Annotated in this window: 15 protein-coding genes and 1 pseudogene; 15 read left to right on the top strand and 1 reads right to left on the bottom strand. The window is 39.2% G+C overall.

Annotated elements, in window-relative coordinates:
* Window positions 1–42: 42 nt before the first annotated feature.
* Together metG and OO773_RS04705 are read left to right on the top strand one after the other, a co-directional pair.
* Window positions 43–1893 (top strand): methionine--tRNA ligase, encoded by a 1851-nt coding sequence (metG, locus tag OO773_RS04710; protein ID WP_231102930.1) that lies wholly within the window; start codon window positions 43–45, stop codon window positions 1891–1893.
* Window positions 1890–2144, top strand: a complete 255-nt coding sequence (locus tag OO773_RS04705; protein WP_264828748.1) for a hypothetical protein — start codon at window positions 1890–1892, stop codon at window positions 2142–2144. Before metG ends, OO773_RS04705 begins: the two co-directional genes overlap by 4 nt.
* On the opposite strand, the pseudogene OO773_RS04700 reads toward OO773_RS04705, so the two are convergent.
* Window positions 2128–2280 (bottom strand): annotated as a pseudogene (locus tag OO773_RS04700) (class I SAM-dependent methyltransferase); the annotation flags it as partial. The gene OO773_RS04705 and the pseudogene OO773_RS04700 sit on opposite strands and share 17 nt — an antisense overlap.
* A gap of 22 nt (window positions 2281–2302) precedes the next feature.
* Here OO773_RS04700 and OO773_RS04695 point away from each other — a divergent pair.
* The 13 genes from OO773_RS04695 to OO773_RS04635 all read left to right on the top strand — a co-directional run bounded on the left by OO773_RS04695 (window position 2303) and on the right by OO773_RS04635 (window position 12551).
* On the top strand, window positions 2303–2821 hold the full coding sequence (locus OO773_RS04695) for a hypothetical protein (protein ID WP_264828449.1): 519 nt from the start codon (window positions 2303–2305) through the stop codon (window positions 2819–2821).
* Complete coding sequence (gene cmoB / locus OO773_RS04690; protein WP_006564171.1) at window positions 2811–3608, top strand: tRNA 5-methoxyuridine(34)/uridine 5-oxyacetic acid(34) synthase CmoB; 798 nt, start codon at window positions 2811–2813, stop codon at window positions 3606–3608. Before OO773_RS04695 ends, cmoB begins: the two co-directional genes overlap by 11 nt.
* A gap of 8 nt (window positions 3609–3616) precedes the next feature.
* On the top strand, window positions 3617–4042 hold the full coding sequence (locus OO773_RS04685; RefSeq protein ID WP_264828448.1) for a PaaI family thioesterase: 426 nt from the start codon (window positions 3617–3619) through the stop codon (window positions 4040–4042).
* The gene (locus tag OO773_RS04680) at window positions 4039–5178 is read left to right on the top strand and encodes a glycosyltransferase (protein ID WP_006564173.1); all 1140 of its coding nucleotides are present in this window, start codon (window positions 4039–4041) and stop codon (window positions 5176–5178) included. The genes OO773_RS04685 and OO773_RS04680 overlap by 4 nt, the downstream gene beginning before the upstream one ends.
* A 144-nt stretch (window positions 5179–5322) precedes the next feature.
* Window positions 5323–6858 (top strand): ABC transporter substrate-binding protein, encoded by a 1536-nt coding sequence (locus OO773_RS04675; protein ID WP_034375630.1) that lies wholly within the window; start codon window positions 5323–5325, stop codon window positions 6856–6858.
* Window positions 6858–7547: an ABC transporter permease gene (locus OO773_RS04670; RefSeq protein ID WP_264828447.1), complete on the top strand. Its 690-nt coding sequence runs from the start codon at window positions 6858–6860 to the stop codon at window positions 7545–7547. The genes OO773_RS04675 and OO773_RS04670 overlap by 1 nt, the downstream gene beginning before the upstream one ends.
* Window positions 7544–7813 carry an ABC transporter permease subunit gene (locus OO773_RS04665; protein WP_264828446.1) on the top strand — a complete coding sequence of 90 codons (270 nt, stop codon included), beginning with the start codon at window positions 7544–7546 and terminating at the stop codon, window positions 7811–7813. The genes OO773_RS04670 and OO773_RS04665 overlap by 4 nt, the downstream gene beginning before the upstream one ends.
* Window positions 7801–8592, top strand: coding sequence for an ABC transporter permease (locus OO773_RS04660; protein WP_040499144.1), 792 nt, complete (start codon window positions 7801–7803; stop codon window positions 8590–8592). Before OO773_RS04665 ends, OO773_RS04660 begins: the two co-directional genes overlap by 13 nt.
* Window positions 8585–9205, top strand: coding sequence for an ATP-binding cassette domain-containing protein (locus tag OO773_RS04655; RefSeq protein ID WP_034375634.1), 621 nt, complete (start codon window positions 8585–8587; stop codon window positions 9203–9205). The genes OO773_RS04660 and OO773_RS04655 overlap by 8 nt, the downstream gene beginning before the upstream one ends.
* Window positions 9196–9840 carry an ABC transporter ATP-binding protein gene (locus tag OO773_RS04650; RefSeq protein ID WP_034375636.1) on the top strand — a complete coding sequence of 215 codons (645 nt, stop codon included), beginning with the start codon at window positions 9196–9198 and terminating at the stop codon, window positions 9838–9840. The genes OO773_RS04655 and OO773_RS04650 overlap by 10 nt, the downstream gene beginning before the upstream one ends.
* 44 nt (window positions 9841–9884) lie before the next feature.
* Window positions 9885–10286 (top strand): Mu-like prophage major head subunit gpT family protein, encoded by a 402-nt coding sequence (locus tag OO773_RS04645; RefSeq protein WP_141556972.1) that lies wholly within the window; start codon window positions 9885–9887, stop codon window positions 10284–10286.
* Window positions 10286–11524 carry a phage portal protein family protein gene (locus OO773_RS04640; protein WP_370412917.1) on the top strand — a complete coding sequence of 413 codons (1239 nt, stop codon included), beginning with the start codon at window positions 10286–10288 and terminating at the stop codon, window positions 11522–11524. The genes OO773_RS04645 and OO773_RS04640 overlap by 1 nt, the downstream gene beginning before the upstream one ends.
* On the top strand, window positions 11511–12551 hold the full coding sequence (locus OO773_RS04635) for a phage head morphogenesis protein (RefSeq protein WP_073115565.1): 1041 nt from the start codon (window positions 11511–11513) through the stop codon (window positions 12549–12551). The genes OO773_RS04640 and OO773_RS04635 overlap by 14 nt, the downstream gene beginning before the upstream one ends.
* Window positions 12552–13240: the final 689 nt, after the last annotated feature.

The following is a 13240-nucleotide window of genomic DNA, read 5'->3' as shown; positions in this document are numbered from 1 at the left end:
TTGTGCTATTATAGGCGCTTTAGGCTTAAAAAGGTGTTGTCTATGCAAAATTTTAAATTGATCTCTACTCCTATTTATTATGTCAATGATAAGCCCCATTTAGGGCATGCTTACACAACTTTTATTGCCGACATGCTTAAAAAATACTATAGCTTGCAAGGAGAGGAAGTTTTTCTACTCACCGGCACAGATGAGCATGGCCAAAAGATCGCACAAAGTGCTTTAAAACATAATTTAAGCCCACTTGAATACGCCTCTAATGTTAGCCGTCTTTTTAAGAATCAGTGGGATTATTTTAAGATTGATTATAACCATTTTGTGCGTACTACAGATAGCCAACATAAAGAGGCCGTACAAAAAGCCTTTGAGAAAATGTATCAAAAAGGAGATATTTATAAAGGAATGTATCAGGGGTCTTATTGTGTGAGTTGTGAGAGTTTTGTAACCACCACGCATTGCCCTGATTGCAACCGCGAGAGTACTTTAGTTGAGGAGGAGAGCTATTTCTTTAAACTCAGTAATTATCAAGATCGCTTATTAGATTTTTATCACACCCACCCTAAGGCCATTTATCCTCTCTTTAGACGCAATGAAGTGTTGCGCTTTATTGAACAGGGGCTTTATGATCTCTCTATTACCCGTACGAGTTTTGAGTGGGGGATTGCTCTGCCTAGTAGTTTAAAAGAAAGTAAGCATGTTGTTTATGTATGGCTAGATGCGTTGCTTAATTATGTGAGCGCTTTAGGCTATGGCAAGGGGGCTAATTTAGAGTGTTTTAAACACACAATCCATGTTGTGGGTAAGGATATTTTGCGCTTCCATGCAATTTATTGGGTGGCGTTTTTAATGAGTTTAGAACTCCCCTTATTTGAAAGGCTTTGCGTACATGGCTGGTGGACAATTGATGGGGTAAAGATGAGTAAGAGTCTTGGCAATGTGCTAGATGCACAAGATCTAGCAAAAACTTATGGAACAGAAACGCTGCGCTATTTTTTATTGCGCGAAGTACCCTTAGGCCAAGATGGGGATTTTAGTTTGCAGGCTTTAATACGGCGATCTAATGCAGATTTGAGTAATACTTTGGGCAATTTAGTACAAAGAGTGCTAGGCATGGCTAGCCAGTATTTTGGTGGCAAGCTAGAGAGTGAAGGTGTTTTAACCCATTATGCTTTTTTGTACCAACAACTCCAAGATTTGCTTAATTCTTTAGATCAGAGCATGCAAGAGATGCAACCCCACCGTTATTTAGAAGATTTATGGAAAATCTTTGAAGTGTGCAATGCCACCATTGCACAAGAGCAGCCATGGAATATGGTTAAAACACAACCTAAAAAAACTATGGCTTTGCTCTCTTTGATAGCTACTATTTTGGCTAAAAGCACATTTTATCTCTATCCAGTAATGCCAGAAAGCGCGACAAAATTAGCGGCTATCTTTGGAGTTAACTTAAATTCACAGAATTTTTTAACCTTTAAACAAAGCCATTATTTATTGCCACCATTAACACTACACAAAATAGAAGCGCTCTTTCCTAAAATAGAGTTAGAAACTTCTATTAAACAAGAACAAAAGCGCCTTAAAATAGAGGATTTTTCTAAATTAGAGATTAGAGTGGGCACGGTTATTAAAGCTGAGAAAGTACCTAAAAGCTCTAAATTGCTGTGTTTACAGGTTGATTTTGGTTTAGAAACACGCCAAATTCTCTCAGGTATTGCTAAATACTACAAACCCGAAGAACTAATAGGCAAACAAGTATGTGCTTTGGTAAATTTAGAACCTAAAAAAATGTTAGGCTTAGAGTCTGAGGGCATGATTTTAACAGCTGGTGGTGTGAATCATCTTAAACTCATCGCACCCATTGGGCATATAAACAATGGAGCCCATATTGAGTGAATGTAGATGAGGTTTTATCCATCACAAGAGGAACATTACAAAGTAACCCGGTGGTGCACACATTTAGCCATATCACCCATACCATTGAGCGGGTTAAAAAAGGCGCGCTCTTTATTGCTTTAGAGCCTAGCTATCTTGATTTGGCTATTAAACTAGGGGCTTATGGGGTACTAACTAATCAGAAAAACCCCAGTGATTTAGAAATTGCTTGGATTTATGTGCAAAACTTACAAGACGCGCTAAATAGATAGAAAGATAACCCCAGCCACAACCCACATCTAAAAGCTTTTCGCCTTGTTTAAGGTCTAGTTTTTTAAGGGTATGATCGAGTTTTTGGATTTGTGCTTGTTGCAGGCTATCTTCTTCTTTTTTAAAATAAGCGCAAGAAACCACTATAAGTGCACTAATCATGCAAGAATCTTTTTTAGCCAATAGCCTAAAACTTGTAGATACCCTCCCCTACCAAATTCTACAAGAACAGTTATTAGCTAGCACGATTTTATATAAAAATAGGCGCTATCATCTCAAACTTGCAGGGCTTTATTTGCCTGAGCTTGCTAAAGTTTTACAGGTGTGTCAGGCATTAAATATACCAGTAGAACTAAATCGCTTAGGAGCATTTCCCAAACCTTTTTATACTAATAAACGCTTAGAACCTTGTGCACAGTATTCACAGATTCTTTTTTTAGAAAAACATAAAGAGATGATCAATTTGGCAATCTATGCGCAAAGAAAAGCCCCATGGCTTAAACAAATTATTTTCACACAAGAAGAACTAGACATGCCCCATATTCTCTATAAAACCCTTCATGAGCTTAAAACTCTACTCACCTCACAAATCTATCATCTAGCCTTCATTATAGGAGAGGTAGAAATAACAGATTTACTCTACAAACCCTATAAGAAAAGTCTATTTGATGCGCTATAGCATTGATCAAGGGGTTAATATAGAATTAGATCCCCATTTTAGCCTTGATCAACTCCAAACAAAGGCTTGGCAATTAAGACCTTGGCGCAAAGGGCCTTTTTATTTTAAGCAAGGTAAAAAAGAGTTTTGCATTGATAGCGAATGGAAAAGCTATATCAAGTGGGATTTAATTAAAAATGTTAATTTGTGTGGTTTAGATGTAGCTGATGTGGGTTGTAATAATGGCTATTATTTGTTTTGTATGTACAAACAAAACCCACAAAGCCTAACAGGTTTTGATCCAAGTTCACTTTACAAGCAACAGTTTAGTTTTCTAAATCATCTATTACAACTCCCTATCACCTATGAAAGCTTAGGCGTGGAGGATTTGCGCACTTACCTTAGACGCTTTGATGTGATCTTTTGTTTGGGTGTGCTTTATCATAGAAAAGACCCCTACAGCGCTTTAAAATCTCTTTACATGGGTTTAAAAAAAGGCGGCACTCTTGTACTTGATACGCTCATTTTTGAAAGTCCGCTAGAAATTGCTCTCTGCCCAAAAACTTATGCCAAAATGAGTAATGTCTATTTTATCCCTAGTATCAAAGCTTTGCAAAATTGGGCTTTTAAAGCAGGCTTTCAAGAATTTAAACTTCTAGCAACTAAACCCACCACTTTATTAGAACAACGCAAAACCCCATGGATTGAAGGCCTAAGTTTAGAATCTTTTTTAGACCCTAAAGATGCTAGCAAGAGCATAGAGGGCTACCCTGCTCCTTGTAGGGGGTATTTTATTTTACACAAATAAGGATAGTGATGACAGAAACACCTATGTTAGAGGAAGGATTATTTGTTTGTTCTAAATTAGATCAAACCCTCTGTGCGGATTTAGTCTCTTTTAGCCCTAATAAGGCCACAGTTTGTTTCACCCCTAAGGAGTTTATGCTCTGTGAGGAAGATGTTGTACATGCGGGCTTTATTGTGAGTGCGGCTAGCTTTGCGGCTTTGTGCGCACTTAATAAGAAAAATAGCTTAATTTCTTCTAGTGTTTTTAATTTACTCGCCCCCATTGAGCTTAAACAAGAAGTCTATTTTAACGCCATAGTGGTACACGCAAGTTCTAAAAAATGCTCAATTCGCGTGGAAGGGGAATTTATGGAAATTAAAGTTTTTGAGGGAGATTTTGAGATTTTAGTCTTTGAAAAACGCCCCTTCAAGTTTAATTTTAAGGAAGAGTCGTGATCATTGCCTTAGTGGTGGATAGTTTTGAGGATAAAAGCAACGGGACTTCTATGACCTGCTATCGCTTTTATAAGGCGCTTAAGGAGCGCGGGCATGAAGTACGGGTAGTAGCGCCCTTTATACAAGGTGAGGGTTTTTTTGCTCTCAAAGAGCGCTATATTCCGCTGGTTACAGAAATTGCACGCAAACAACACATGATCTTTGGCAAACCCGATGAAAGGATTTTAAAAAAAGCTTTTGAGGGGGTAGACATTGTGCATGTATTTTTACCCTTTGACTTAGAAAAAACAGCAATCAAGGTGGCAAGAGAGCTTAAAATCCCCTATGTGGGGGCGTTTCATCTGCAACCCGAGCATATTACCTACAATATTAAACTCCAAAATTTAAACTGGCTTAATCGCTTGATCTTTTGGTGGTTTAAAAAGAATTACTACCAATATCTCTATCATATCCACTGCCCCTCCCCTTTGATTAAAAATGAACTAGAGAGGCATGGCTATGGGGGTAAAAAATATGTAATTAGCAATGGCTTTGATCCACTCTATACCAAACGCTCCCATAATACTAAAACCGATGATCTATTTCACATCATCATGGTAGGGCGCTACTCTAATGAAAAAAACCAACAGGTACTCATAGAAGCGGTACGTTTGAGTCGTTTTAGCCAACAGATTCAATTGCATTTAAAAGGCATTGGGCCTAATCTAGCCAAACTACAAAAATGCGCACAAGGCTTAGTATATCCGGTAGATTTTGGCTTTTTAGAGCCACAGGATTTAATAACGCTGCTGTATCAATGCGATTTATATGTGCATGCTGCAGATGTGGAAGGGGAGGCGATTGCTTGTTTAGAAGCGATGAGCTGCGGGGTGGTGCCTGTGATTTCTGATAGCAAAATCAGCGCGACAAATCAATTTGCCCTAGATGAGCGATCGCTGTTTAAATCTAACGATGCCAAAGATTTAGCCCAAAAAATAGATTACTGGCTAGAACACCCAGAGGAGCGCGCATTAGCAGAAAAAAGATACACTCAAGCCACACAAAACTACCGTTTAGATGATTCTATTAAGCAAGCTTTAGATATGTACACAGAGGCTATTGCTGATTTTAGAGAGATTTATAAGGAGAAAAGATAAATCTACCAGTAGAACTAAATCGCTTAGGAGCATTTCCCAAACCTTTTTATACTAATAAACGCTTAGAACCTTGTGCACAGTATTCACAGATTCTTTTTTAGAAAAACATAAAGAGATGATCAATTTAGCACCCAAAGGAGAGTGATGATCAAACGGCTTTTCTTGGCCACTCTTTTTATTGCTCAAGTCTTTGCTAGTACCCCTAAAGATACCCTTATTATTGGCATTGAAAACGAAACAACCCGTATTAATCCGCTTTTTGACACCGATCATGATAGTGCCTTAGATTTTGTCTTTAGCGGACTCACACGCTTTTCACCTGACATGAAAATTGAGCCGGATTTGGCTAAGAGCTGGGAAGTAAGCCCTGATGGACTCACTTGGATTTTTCATTTAAGAGAAGATGTTTTATGGCATGACGGGTATAAATTTAGCGCCGCAGATGTAAAATTTAGCATAGAACAAGCTCTAAATCAAAAACTCAATGCACCCGCACGCGCCAATTTTGAGGAGGTAAAACGCGTAGAAGTGCTAAACCCCTATACCTTAAAAATTACACTTAAAACCCCTTTTCCTGCGCTTTTAGACGCATTAAGCATGGGAATATTGCCCAAACACCTTTTAGAGGGCAAGGATTTAAGCACCAATGCTTTTAACCAGCACCCCATTGGCACAGGGCCTTTTGAATTTGTGAGGTGGCAAAAGGGGAGTTATATTAGTTTTAAAGCCAACCCTAACTTTTATCGTGGACGGCCAAAAACAACTAAGGTCATCTTAAAAATTGTGCCTAATTACAATGTGCGCACTTATGAGATTAAAAACGGCTCTTTAGATGTGGCTTTAGTAGAGCCCAATTTGCTAAAGGGTTTAGAACATGATAAAAATATTAAGATTATGGATATGAAGAGCGCAGATTACCGCGCTTTGATGTTTAATTTTCATAACCCTCTTTTAAAGTCTCTAGCAATTAGGCAGGCGATTAACTACGCCATTGATAGAAATTTAATTGCCACTAAGATTTTACACGGCTATGGTTTTGTGGCCAATAATCCTATCCAAGCTAGTTGGGCTAATGATACAGATGCTAAGACCTACACCTACAACCCTCAAAAGGCTCAAGAAATTTTGGTTAAAAATGGGTGGAAGTTACAAGGGAAGTTTTACTATAAAAATAACAAAGCCTTAGAGTTTGATATTTATGCCTTTAATAGCGATCCACTTAGGATAGCCCTAGCTAGTATTTTACAAAGCGAATTAGCCAAAATTGGGATTAAAGCCAATGTAATTGCTAAAAATCACGGCGCCTTTGATATAGACAAGGTAGATAGCTTTATTATTGGCTGGGGAAGCCCGCTTGATCCAGATGTGCAGACTTATCGCGTTTTTAGTTCTAAAATGGATGTCAGCACCAATGAAAATGGCTGGAATTACAACCATTACAGCGATTTAAAAGTTGATGAAGCTCTACTTAAAGCCCGCACTACAAACAAGCTAGAACAGCGCAAGTTTTGGTATGCCAAATTCATTAATGCGCTATATGCTGACCCTCCCTTTGCCTTCTTAGTGTATTTGCGCTACCCTTTAGCCTACCGCGCTAATGTCCATGGCATTAAACCTACTATTCTAGGGCATCACGGGGCGCGTTTTACTTATGATGTTGCTGAGTGGAGTAAGAATTAGTGTGGCGCTTTGCCACTAAGCGTTTTATAGGGGCTTTTTTACTCTTACTTGTTTTTAGTTTTGTGATCTTTGTGATGTTAGATTTTTCTAGCGGGAGCGTGATCTCTGGTGTTTATGGGGATAGTATCCAAGCGGCTAATCCGGCTATAAAGCAACAAATGATGGCTAATTTAAGTTTAAATCGCCCGCTTTTGGTGCGTTATGTGGAATGGTTGGGGCGGGTTTTACGCGGAGATTTGGGGGTGAGTTTTGCTAGTGGAGAAAGCGTAATAAAAATCATTAAAGAGCGCTTGCCCTACACTTTAATTTTAGGCTTAACAAGTTTTATTTTAAGTTTCATTCTAGCCCTTATTTTGGGAGTTTTTAGCGCGCTATTTAAAAACTCACTATGGGATAAGGCAATCATGATCATCACCTTAGGGTTTTTCAGTGTCCCTAGTTTCTGGCTAGGCTTGGTCTTTATCATGATTTTTAGCGTATTTTTAGGACTCTTTCCTAGTTCTGGAATCTATGATTTAGGAGAAGAACCTAGTTTTAAAGGATTGATTCACCACCTAGTACTCCCCATAGCAGTTCTAACCCTTTCGCATTTAGCCATTTATACCCGTTTAGTGCGTAGCGTTATATTAGACACTCTCAAAGAACCCTTTATTATGAGTTATCGCGCATGGGGGTTAGTGAAAGAATGATCCAATTTAAATTAGTGTTGCGCTATAGCCTTTTACCTATTCTAAGTTACTTTGGGGCTAATGCAGCTGGGATTTTAGGAGGGACTTACATTGTAGAAAGCGTGTTTTCTATTGGAGGACTAGGCAGTACGACAATTAATGCCTTACTCAATAAAGATTACCCTCTAGCCTTAGGCATTATTTTACTTAGCACCCTTGTAGTGGTTGTATTTAACCTCATCGTAGAGATTAGCGCCAAACTTTTAAATCCAAGATGGCGTTCTTGAAAAAGATTTTTCTTTTTGGCGCGCTTTTGATCGCCGGGTTAACACTATTGCCCCTATGTGCTCCCTTTGCACCCACTGAAATCAATTTAACCCAACTCAAACTCCCCCCTAGTTCTACCTACCTTTTGGGCACAGATTTTTTAGGGCGCGATGAATTTTCTAGGCTACTCTTTGCTCTTAGAAATTCTGTTTACATTGGCCTTTTAAGCGCACTAGGTGCTATGTGTCTTGCTTTAGGTTTTGCTTTTGTTAGCCTTAATGCTCCCAAATGGCTAGCCTCTTTGTTATTACGCTTTTTAGATGGGTTTTTAGCCCTACCCAATCTTTTACTCATCTTACTTTTTAGCGCCTTTAACCAACGCGGGTTTAATTTGTTAGGACTAAGTCTATTGGTGGCATTTTTTGCTTGGGGGAGTGCTGGTAAGGTTATCCATGATAGCTTTAGCAATATCAGCACCCAAGAATTTATCTTAAATGAAAAAGCCTTAGGGGCGACTCGTTTAGCGCTTATGTTTACACAAATCTTACCTGTAGCTAAAAATAGCGTGTTTGTACTCTTTATTAACACCTGTGCCCATGCCATTAGCACAGAAGCCCTACTTAGTTTTTTTGGTTTGGGGCTTAGAGTGGGGGAGGCGAGTTTGGGCAATATGCTTAATGAAGCCTCTGAGGCGATTTTTACGGGTACTTGGTGGTTGCTACTTACCCCGGGCTTAGCTGTTTTTGTTATTGTGTTTGGTTTGATGTTATTAGGAGAAAAAATACAAGAACATGGTTAAAGTGGCACATTTAAATATCTACACCCCAACTAGCCAAATTCTGCATGATATTAGTTTTGAAACAGGGGCTAATTTGGCTATTTTGGGGAGTAGTGGGAGTGGGAAAAGTACGCTTTGTAAAGCCCTTTGTGGGCTTTTAAGCCCTAATCTTAAAATCAGTTATAGCGCGCTTGAAGTGCAGGGGCGTGCGGGCTATGTCTTTCAAGATTGCATTAGCTGTTTTTTCCCTTATTTAAAAATACTAGACACCTTCAAAATGGTTCTTAAAGACAAATTAGACAAAGCTATACCTATTTTTGAGAGTCTAAATATTCCTTCTAAAGTATGGGGGCTTTATCCTTATGAGCTGAGTCGTGGCATGGCTAGCCGCGTACAAATCGCGCTTAATCTTACTTTAGAGTCTCAAATCCTCTTATTAGATGAGGTAACCAGTTCTTTAGATCGTCTTAATACCCAAAGCGTGGTGCAATTACTCTTAGAATTAAAGATTCAAAAGATCACCATTACCCATGATGAGGAGGTGGCCTATCGTTTATGTGAACAGGTACTTGTTTTAGAAAGTGGCGCAATTACTTATTTTGGGGATAAAAAGGGGTATTTTACATGGGATTAGAAGTAATGGGTTTATATAAATCCTATGGGGAGTATTGTATTTTAAAAGATATTCATTTGTACCTAGAAAGTGAGGAGAGTGCTGCACTCTTAGGCTCAAGTGGGAGCGGGAAAAGTACGCTGGCTAAATGCATCGCGCATTTAGAAAGTTTTGATCAAGGCAAAATCACCTACCAGCAAGAAGATATTTTACATATGCCTGAAAAACACTTAAGACAACGCATCCAGTATGTTTTCCAAGATCAATTAAATGCGCTTAATCCAGCCAAAAAAGTTAAAGACCTCTTAGAAAGTGTGGCTAGGCGTTTTAAAACACAGAAAGATTTACCCCAAATTTTACAAAATGCGCGGCTTAAACCCTCTCTTTTAGACAAGTTTCCCAGAGAATTAAGCGGAGGGGAGCGCCAAAGATTAGGCATAGCCAGAGCCATGCTAGTTAAGCCCCAAATTTTACTTTTAGATGAAATCACCAGCGCACTAGATAAGCGTTTAAAATACGAGATTATGGAAGTATTACTAGATTATCAACTTACAACTAAAACAAGTATGATCTGTATCACCCATGACAGAGCCATCGCACAAAAATACTTTAAAAGACATTTTATCATTGAAGCAGGCAAGTTACGGGTTGGTTGAGATGGGGGTGTTAAATGTAGGGTTTGTTAGAAAGCCGCACCGCTATGATGTGCTATACAAATGAGGACGGGCGACCGCTTAACATTGTTCCTAATTTGCTGGTTATTCCGCCTAGCCTTGAAAGCGCGGCCATGCAATTACTCAAAGCCCCTACACTGGCAAACGGGGCGGCTAATATTTGCTATAACTTAATGGAGTATCTAGTGTGCCCCTATCTAAATGCCGATCGCTGGATTTTGCTAGATACAACAAAAACCATTAAACCCATTATCTTACAAACCAATAAGCTGGTAGAATTTAGCGCGCTAGATCAGCCCACCAATCAAAATAATTTTATGCGTAGAGAGTTCCTGTACGGCATTGATAGTGAGGATAACGCGGGTTATGGTTTGTGGCAGTTAGCCTATTGCAATGAACTACCAAACAAAACAAAAGAGGCAAAATAGTGGGCTTGAATTTAGCCGGAGCTTTAGCCCACCAAATCCCAAACTTTATAGATTACGAGTTTGTCAAATGGGCGCTACAATCTGAGCGCTATGAGGAATTAGTAAAAGTCTTTCGCTACTTTTTGCGCTTTGATGCCCAGATTAGTAGCGAGGTGTTTAAGCGGCGTTTGCAAGTGGCTAAACTCCCGCTAATTTTAGAATGTGAAAGCGAGCCGGCACAAAATGCCTTTAAGCATATCCAAAAGAAAGGGTTTTATCAGTTTGTTTTTGACTGCACTAGCGCGCTTTTTTTTGGTTGTGCTTATTTTATTAAGGGGTTTAGCGAAGGTGGAATTAATTTTAAACTAATCCCACATCATTATGTCCATTACGATGGGCAATTAGAAAAACGCCCATTCATTTTTATAGGCGGTGATAAAATCTATTTAGATAACCGCCCCGACATTCTTAGCGTTTGTGATCTAAATTTGTATGATTCTAGCGCTTATCGTGTGGTTTCTATCTGTGCACTTAAATACCTAGCGCTGGGTAAATACATGAGTTATTTAGAAAACTTAAGTATTCCACCCCTAGTGGCCAAAAGCCCCGATCTAGAAAAAAATAGCGTAGAAAGATTATTAGATAACTTAGAGGATTTGCGATCGGCTTCTGTGGGTGTGTTTGGGAGTGATGATCAAATAGACTTGTTAACCGGTTCAGTAGACAAAGATGCCTTTTTAAGTTTTGTGAGATATTGCGATGAATGCATTAGTAAGGTCATTAATGGCCAAGTTTTAGCCGGTAATGCCGTAGAAAAAGGCACACAAGCGCTAGGCACGGTACATGAAAATGTAGGCCGATCTTTTTTAGAATTTGACGCGCGTTTTATCTCAGTGGCGCTAAATGAGGCGCTCAAAGAGGTTTTTAAATTATATTTAGATCAAATCCCACCATTTGTTTTGAGCCTTGATACAAATACTGAAGTTGATGAGGCAAGACAAGTACAAGTCTATAAAGCCCTTTATGATATGGGCTTGCAAGTAGATTTAGAGATTTTACAAAAGGCCTTCAATGTGCCTTTAAGCCGTATTCAACAGCCATTAAATGGCGGTTTAATTGAGCAAACAAATACGATTGAAAAAGCCATTGAGAAAAAGCCTCCGCGTTTGCCTTTAGAGATTGAAAAGCAAATTGAAAACCTTTTTCATAGCGATAGCACACAAGATTACTTGATAGACACCTACAATGCCCTATCTTGAAAGTATCGCCGCGTTAATGGCGCGCAAACCTACGCTAATCAAAGACCCGGCTAATTTTAAGTTTGAGGATCACCTAAGAGTATTTGCCCTCAGTAAAGTAGGCAGTATTGATACAACTATTGATGTTCAAAACGCGATAGAAAAGGCTATTGCTAATAAGCAAACGCTACATGAATTTTTAAAAGCAAACCCTAGCTTAATAGAAAATTTAGGTAAAAAACGCTTGAGCCGTATTTTTGAATACAACAAGATTTATAGCCACACGCGGGCTAAGATGTTGCAATTTGAAAATACACCGGGTGATCCAAATAGTGAGAATGGCGATGGCTGGTATTATATTTTTGAGAGCATGCATGATAGCGCGGCGCGTCATTTAGCTTTTGATCAAGTATGCCTTCCGCGCAAAGACCCTTATTGGAATACCCACACCCCGCCACTAGATTGGGGCTGTAGGTGTCAATTGCACATGGTGAGTAAACGCGGGCTAAAGGCTTTTAATGAGAGTAGGGGTACTAATATTGAGATATTAGAAAAAGCCCCAAGTAACTTGCCTGTAGTTGATTCTAAAATTGCTTTTGAGCCAAATACCTACAAATACCTACAAAACTTTTTTAAGGCTAAGTTAGAAAGTTACGCGGGCAATAATATGGCTAAAGAAAAGCTTGTAGGTGTGCTAAAGGCCATTGAGGATAAAAAAAGGCGGTTTAAAGAATTGGTGGGATTGACAAAAGAAGTTAATAGGGTTATGGATTTTGCCACATTAAGCCCAGAGATTACTAAGATTGTGGGCGCTAGTAGTTCGGTTGTCAAACTACAGGGCGCGCAAATGGTTAGTCACTTGCAAAAGCACGCCCATACCGATCTATTTGACTACTACTTAGTACAAGACATCTTAGAACAACCGGCCTTAATTGCTAAAGACCCAGTCTTTAAAAATAATATTGTTATTGGCGTGAAGTTTGGGCGGTGGTATAAAATCGTTTTGAAAATTTTAAAACTCTTTGGCAGAAATCCCACTCGTCTTTAGCGGGTGGGATGAATGCCACTAATTTGTGGTATAATGTCCCCATACATTCGTATCTACGGCAGGAAGTGTCGGAAGTTACGCCTTTGGAGATATGATGTGTGAGACCTGTAGGGAATGCGTTGGAGCTCAAACTCTGTAAAATCCCTACTATAGGGACACAGAGTGAGAACCAAACTCTCCCTACGGGCAACATCAGCCTAGGAAGCCCAAATGTCTTTAGCATTTGGGCACTTCACGCGATGAAACTTGGTTTAGTTCACTTGTGTGGACTAGCGCAAGAAACAAATTGGTAAAAAATCTAGATAACAAAAATATAATTTATCATGATCTTAACTTCCCCTACCAGTGAAAAGGTAGTTGCGCACGCCTAACGCAACACGAAATGCGCATTCGCGACCTCTAAGGCACATATGTCTATTTTCATCAAGTAGGGTTCTTATACTATGATGTACCAACTTAATACAAGCTTATTTGTCAAGTTTGGGCGGTGGTATCGGTTAGCAATTGGCGTGAATGCGGGCACAAACTGGCTAAAAAGCTTATTACACAGTTCAAAGGCTAGACCGCTAAAAAAGCTAATGAATTCAAAAGACCTAATTTTTAAAAGCGATGATTTTAAAATGAAGTGAAACGCCCTACCCAAAAAGAACTAGAGGGGCACCGTTCACACCCTCACGGTGTGCACCCGC

This window comes from Helicobacter suis HS1, from assembly GCF_026000295.1.
Taxonomy (GTDB): Bacteria; Campylobacterota; Campylobacteria; order Campylobacterales; family Helicobacteraceae; genus Helicobacter; species Helicobacter suis.
The sequence above is the reverse complement of the archived record's forward strand: the minus strand, read 5'-3'. Positions and strand labels throughout refer to the sequence as shown.